The following is a 6020-nucleotide window of genomic DNA, read 5'->3' as shown; positions in this document are numbered from 1 at the left end:
CCCCTCCGGCACCTCGTGGCTCCCTCCCTCCAACACCCGCCCCCTCCGGCCCCACCCCGGCGGTTCGTCCCCCGGGGGGGGGGGGCCCGGCCCCCGCCCGCCCCTCCCGCACGCCCCGGCCGCCCCCGGCGGCCCGACGAAGGGTCCGATCATGGCCTCCACCCTGGCGAGCGCGGGCACCCGCCTGCGCGCCCCCGCCAAACTTCCCTCGTTCCGGCTGCTGTGGCTGGGGCAGTCCCTGTCCCTGCTCGGGGACGGCTTCAGCTACATCGCCTTCTCCTGGATCACGCTGAGCCTGACCGACTCCACCCTGGCCCTCGGCTACGTCCTCGCCTTCCAGGCGGTGCCGCGGGCCCTGCTGACCCTGGTCGGCGGTTCGCTCAGCGACAAGTGGTCCTCGCGGACCCTGATGACGCTCTCCAGTTGGGCCCGGGCGGTGCTGATGGCCGGCGTCGGGCTGATCGGGATGACCGGCTCGTTGACGGTGGCGATCCTGTGCGGGGCCGCCGCCGCCTTCGGCGCCGTCGACGCCTTCTTCCAACCGGCCCGGGCCTCGATCCTGCCCACCGTGGTGGACAAGGAGATGCTGGCCCCGGCCAACGCCCTGCTGGCGGTCGGCACCAAGGTGTCCGCCATCCTCGGCCCGGCCGTCGGCGGCATGGTGGTGGCCCTCTCGGACGCCCCCGTCGCCTTCCTCGTGGACGCCGTGTGCTTCGCGCTGTGCGGCCTGTGCGTCTCCCGGATCCGCCCCCTTCCCCGCGGACCGGAGGAGGCCGGGGACGACGCTCCGGCGAGCACGGCGAAGGAGGCCGGGGACTCCCTGCTCACCCGGATGCGGGCGGGGCTGCGCTACGCCCTGGAGGACCCGCGGATCCGCTCCATCCTGGTCGTCGACACGGCCATGACCTTCTGTTACGCCGGTACCTTCACGGTCGGCTTCGCCACGCTCGCCAAGCTGGACCTGCACGGCGGTTCCACCACCCTGGGCCTGCTCAACGGCGCACTGGCGGGCGGGGCGATGCTGGGCACCCTGGTCGGCGGTTCGCTGAACAGCCTCCCCCGGGTGGGTCTGCTGATCGCCGCGCTGGCCGGGTGGCTCGCGGTGGGCATGGGGGTGCTGGGGCTGGTGGACAGCGTCGTGGCCGCGTTCGTGACCGTACTCGCGATGGGCTTCGGCATCGGCTTCCAGGGCGTCTTCGGCCTCAGCTGGATCCAGCGCACCATCGATCCCTCGGTGCTCAGCCGCGTGATCTCCCTGGACATGGTCCTGGGCTACGCCATGGCGCCGCTCTCGCTGATCCTGTGCGGGGCCCTGGCCCGTCACGGCAGCGGCCCGATGTTCGCGGTATCGGCCGGGGTCCTCGCCCTGACGGCCCTCGGGGTGCTCAGCTCCAAGGCGGTGCGCGGGATGCGCTGAGGGTGACGGCACGTCCATCATGACAGGTCAGAGCCGGTTTTCGTAGGACGGAAAGCACAGTTCGCACCGCTTGTCCGATCCGTTCCCCGCGGCACAGAATCTCCTTCTTGCGTCATCCGGAGACAGGGGGAATGGTGACGATCGATCACGATGCGGTGCTTCGGGCCCGCATGCTGCTGTTGGGGTCCGGCCGGCCGAGCGCGAGGGACCAGGTCGACGCGTACCGGGTTCTGGTCGAGGTGAATCCGAAGGCCTACGCGCCGAAGCTGGTGGACGCCCTGCTCTCACTCCGCTACCAGAGCAAAAGTCCGGAGAGGGACGTCGAGCTGACCGCCGAGGCCTCGCGGGTCGCCCGCGGGATCGAGGTCGGTGAGCCGAAGCGGGCCGAGCGGTTGCTCCGGGCCCTGGACGCCCACCGCTTCTCGTTGCTCGCCGTCGGGCGCAGGACGGAGGGGCGTGCGGTCTGCGAGGAGCTCGCCGCGGCGGGCCTGAGCACGCCCTTGACGATCGCCCTGGCCGAGGAGGGGGACTTCGCGCGGGCGGCGGAACTCGACGAGGCGGCCGCCCGGAACGAGGACTCGGACAACGTGTTCTGGAACCGGGTGCAGTGGGCGGCGAACCTGGAGGGCGCCGGGCGGCACGACGCCGCGTCGACCGTCTTCCGCGAAGTCCTGGAGGAGACCCGGCGCAAGGCGGCCGAACAGCTCACCTCCCTGTCCAAGCTCACCTGGGAGTCGGTCCATTACTCCCGGATGCGGGACGCCGTCGGCGACGGGGCGGGCGCCGCGGCCGCCCGGCGCGAGGCGCTGGGGGTCCTGGCGGAGCTGGCGAGCACGGGCGAGCCGAAGGGCTGGGGTCGCGCCCTGGGGTGGTGGAGGACGCTCTTCGTCCTGTCGGGACGGGCGGCCGAACCCGCCGCGAGCCCCGAGTCCCCGATGCCGCCCTACGGCGCGGAGTACGGATGGTCACGCGACGTGCGGGAGGGGTTCCTCGGCATGCGGGCGGGCCTCGAAAGGGAGGCGGAGGCGCTGCGCGCGGCGCACCGGCTGCCCGAACTGGTCGACGTCCAGCGCAGGATCAGCGTCCGCGTGGCCGTCCGCCAGGGCGACCACCACTACTTGTTCGAGGAGCGGTTGACGCCGTACTTCGACGAGGGCGTCGCGCTCTCCCGCCGCGTCCCGGACGACCGCGCACGCCTCGCCCGCGCCCTCGTCGACCGGTCGATGTTCCTCGTCGCCGCATGCGCCTTCGAGCCCGCGCACGCCGACTTCGCCGAAGCGGTCGCCCTCCTGGAGCGCTGATCGCGCGGCGGTCGGCGCCGACCGCCGGTAGTGCTGTGTCACGTGGTGTCGCGCAAGGACGCCGAGAGGGCGCACAGGGCCGCGCGGTTGGAGCGGCCCGTCTTGGTACCGAGGCTGGCGATGTGCTTCTCCACCGTGCGGGGCGAGATGTACAGGCGGTCCGCGATGTCCTTGTTGCCGAGGCGCTCGGCGAGCAGCCGGAACACCTCGTACTCGCGCACCGTGACCCCCTGGGTGCGCAGCACGTCCGGGATGCTGCCCGAGCCGGTGCGCCGCTGGGCGACGGGGGCGCCCATCCGGCGCAGGGCGGCCCGGCAGGCGTTCGCGACGGGGGCGACGGACTGCTGGTGGAAGTGGAGTTCGGCGCGGCGCAGCCAGGCGACGGGCTCCCCCCAGCCGTCCGCGTGGGCCGCCTCGGCGATGAGCCGCAGGCACAGGTGGAGGGCGGTGGCGTACGGCTCCGCGGTGCGCAGGGCCTCGTTGACGGCGGCGGCCGCCAGGTCGGGTCTTCCCTCCCGGCCGTCCAGAACGGCGCCCGCGAAGAGCACGAACTGTCTGTTCCAGCGCATCCGGCCTGGGGCGGTGGCCGCGATCTCCTCGAACGGACCGCGGCCGGCCTCGCCCGAGAGCACGTCCAGCAGCAGCCCGATGCCGTAGCGGCCGCTGAGGTAGTACGTGCTGGGGTTGGTGCTCTCCAGCTCGGCCACGGCGTGCAGTTCGCGGACCGCGGCGGACCGGTCCTCCTCCATCAGCGCGCAGAACGCACGGGCCAGCCCCCGGGTCAGCGGCTCCTCCTGGGAGCCGCTGCCGTCCCACTCGGCGAAGGCCGTGAGCGCGCGTTCCATGTCCGCCCGGTCGCCCTGGTGCGCGGCGAGGGTCGCCCGCGCCATCAGCACGTAGCGGGTGGCCGGTGCCAGGCGCAGCCGCTGGACGACGGCGAGGCACTCCTCGGAGGCCTGGGCGGCGGCGGCGAACTCGGCGCGCAGCACCGCGTCGAGGATCATGATCCCGTCGATGGTGTAGACGATGGTGGCGGAGCCGAGCCGCTGGGCTTCGCCGCGGGCCGCGAGCAGGGGGATCGTGTTGCCCTCGGTCAGCCAGTTGTTCCCGCCGATGCGGGTGAGGGCGTACATCCGCTGGAGCGGGAGCTGGTGCTGCTCGGCGGTGTGCAGGGCCGATTCCAGTAGGGCCGTGGCCTCGTCGAAGTCCCGCTCGCGGGCCAGCGTGGCGAGCAGCTCCCAGGCCTGGCAGACCACGGTGGGCAGCCCGTGCCGCTCGGCGGCCTGGAGCGCCGAGTAGGCCAGCTTCTCGGCGAGTTGGGTGCGGTCCGGGCCGGGCGTGTCGAGGGCGAGGTAGGCGGCCGTGACGTCGATGGAGGCGGTGCTGCGCTCGTCCGGGTGCACCCCGAGGAGCGCCCTGGCCTGGGCTATCTGCCGGTTGCCGTCCTCCCAGCGCCCGGCGGTGTGGGCCACCTTGGCCAGCCTGGTGTGCAGGGCGGCGAGCCGCTCGGCGCTCAGGCCGCTCCCGCCGAGGGTGTGCAGGTTCTCGGCGAAGCCGAAGGCCTGGGCGAAGTCGCCGGCTTCCGCGAGCGCGGGCAGCAGGGCCTCCAGGGCCGCCGTGCGGCCCGCCGCGTCGCCGCTGGCCGCGAGCAGCCGCTCGGCCCGACCCAGCAGGGTGACGGCCGAACCGATGGCGCCGGCCGACAGGGCCCGCAGCCCCGCCACGGTGAACAGCCGCCCGGCTTCCGCCTCGTCACCGGCCTGGGAGCGCAACTCCGCGACGAGCGGGCACCATTCGCCCTCCAGCTCCGGGTAGAGGTCCTGGACCGCGTCGGCGGCCCGGCCGGACATCTCCGCCCGGTTGGTGGGCGTGAGCTGGGTCAGCAGCGCCTCGGCGGTGAGCGAGTGGCGGAAGGCGTACCAGTCGGGGGCGGGTTCGTCGTGGACGACGAGCTGCGCCGCGACCCCCGCGTGCAGGTGGCTGAGCAGACTGCGGTCGTCGATGCCGGTCATCCGCTGGAGCACGGTCAGCGGGAAGCGGCGGCCGATCACGGCGGCCGCGGACAGCAGGGTCAGCCCCTGCGGCGCCAGGCGGTCGACGCGCCGCAGGATCCCGCGCGCGAGGGCGGTGGACACGTCGCTGCGCAGGTCGCCCACGACCCGCCAGCCGTCCTCGGCGCGGACCAGCGCGCCGCTGCCGATCATGCCCTGGAGGAGTTCCTCGACGAGGAAGGGACTGCCCGCGCTGTCGTCCCACAGGCGCGCGAGGGCGGCTTCCGGGACCAGCTCGGCTTCGGTGTCCAGCTGCGCGGCGATCACGGCGCGGACCTCGGGCCGGGTCAGCGGGGCCAGTTGTAGCACGGTGCCCACGCCGCGGCGGCGGGCCGATTCGGCCATGTCGAGGGCGTCGCAGGACTCGGTGCGGATCGTGGCCAGAAGTACCACGTTGGTGTACTCGAGGTTGTCCACGAGGTACTCGACGACGGCGAGGGTCTCGGGGTCGGCGTCGTGCAGGTCCTCCAGCAGGAGGAGCTGGCCGTCCTCCCGGCCCGTGGCGATGAGCAGCCGCAGCACGGCCTCGCCGAGGATCACCATCGAGCTGTTGTCCTGGGCGTCGCTGCTCCAGTCCGGGATGATCCGGCCCAGGGCGGGCCGGTACGGGCCGAGCGGCAGGTCGTCCAGGGACGGTCCGCCGGGCGGGCCGCCGCGGAACAGCGCCATCAACGCTTCCGTCAATGGCCGGAAAGGCACCGTGGGGCCGGTGGTGCTGCTCCGGCCCCGCAGCGCCCGCATCCCGTCGTTGAAGGCCATCCCCACGGCCTCGGCGGCGAGCCGGGACTTTCCGATCCCGGCCTCGCCCACCAGGAAGACGACCCCGCCGCGCCCACCCTTGGCCTCGGTCAACGCGTGCTTGATCTCTAAGAGTTGAGAGTCACGACCGATGATGTACCGCGGACGGGAACGCATGAGCGCAAATCTAGTTCATGCGTACGGTCCGCAGTGCACCGAAAGTCGGCCTTTTCCACGTACCGGCATCCGGATACCGGGCACTACCAGGTGACGTTGGGCGCCGAGACGCTGGTGTCGATCTGGCTGAGCGCGACCACGAGTCCGCTGGTGAGGACGAGACCGGCCAGCGCCCGGGCCCGCGCGCACGCCTTGTTGCGGCCCGACAGGGTGATGCCGCCCGCGGGGTCCCCGGCGGGGACCTCGGCGGCCGCGTCGGTGGTGGCGGCGGTGGCGTTGACCTGGAACTCCTGCATGGTGGTGAGTACCTTTCTCGGAACCTGAGGTGGAGGTGGC

Annotated in this window: 4 protein-coding genes; 2 read left to right on the top strand and 2 right to left on the bottom strand. The window is 73.1% G+C overall.

The genetic code is table 11. The annotated features are described in order from the left end of the window. The first annotated feature begins 151 nt into the window (after nucleotides 1-151). Nucleotides 152-1417: an MFS transporter gene (locus ACFWAR_RS15240; protein WP_385777070.1), complete on the top strand. Its 1266-nt coding sequence runs from the start codon at nucleotides 152-154 to the stop codon at nucleotides 1415-1417. Nucleotides 1418-1548: 131 nt separating this feature from the next. Beyond that, on the top strand, nucleotides 1549-2718 hold the full coding sequence (locus tag ACFWAR_RS15235; RefSeq protein ID WP_385777068.1) for a hypothetical protein: 1170 nt from the start codon (nucleotides 1549-1551) through the stop codon (nucleotides 2716-2718). A 38-nt stretch (nucleotides 2719-2756) separates the two neighbouring features. On the opposite strand, the gene ACFWAR_RS15230 is transcribed toward ACFWAR_RS15235, so the two are convergent. Both ACFWAR_RS15230 and ACFWAR_RS15225 read right to left on the bottom strand, forming a co-directional pair. After that, nucleotides 2757-5684, bottom strand: coding sequence for an AAA family ATPase (locus ACFWAR_RS15230; protein WP_385777066.1), 2928 nt, complete (start codon nucleotides 5682-5684; stop codon nucleotides 2757-2759). 83 nt (nucleotides 5685-5767) lie between these two features. Beyond that, nucleotides 5768-5980: a hypothetical protein gene (locus tag ACFWAR_RS15225; RefSeq protein WP_385777064.1), complete on the bottom strand. Its 213-nt coding sequence runs from the start codon at nucleotides 5978-5980 to the stop codon at nucleotides 5768-5770. Nucleotides 5981-6020: the final 40 nt, after the last annotated feature.

Source organism: Streptomyces sp. NPDC059917, assembly GCF_042730635.1.
Classification (GTDB): domain Bacteria; phylum Actinomycetota; class Actinomycetes; order Streptomycetales; family Streptomycetaceae; genus Streptomyces.
This window is presented reverse-complemented; position numbering and strand designations above follow the sequence as displayed.

Excerpts from the sequence above, each read along its gene's own strand:
- ACFWAR_RS15240 (WP_385777070.1), top strand. The coding sequence starts at position 152 with ATGGCCTCCACCCTGGCGAGCGCGGGCACCCGCCTGCGCGCCCCCGCC.
- ACFWAR_RS15235 (WP_385777068.1), top strand. The coding sequence starts at position 1,549 with ATGGTGACGATCGATCACGATGCGGTGCTTCGGGCCCGCATGCTGCTG.
- ACFWAR_RS15230 (WP_385777066.1), bottom strand. The coding sequence starts at position 5,684 with ATGCGTTCCCGTCCGCGGTACATCATCGGTCGTGACTCTCAACTCTTA.
- ACFWAR_RS15225 (WP_385777064.1), bottom strand. The coding sequence starts at position 5,980 with ATGCAGGAGTTCCAGGTCAACGCCACCGCCGCCACCACCGACGCGGCC.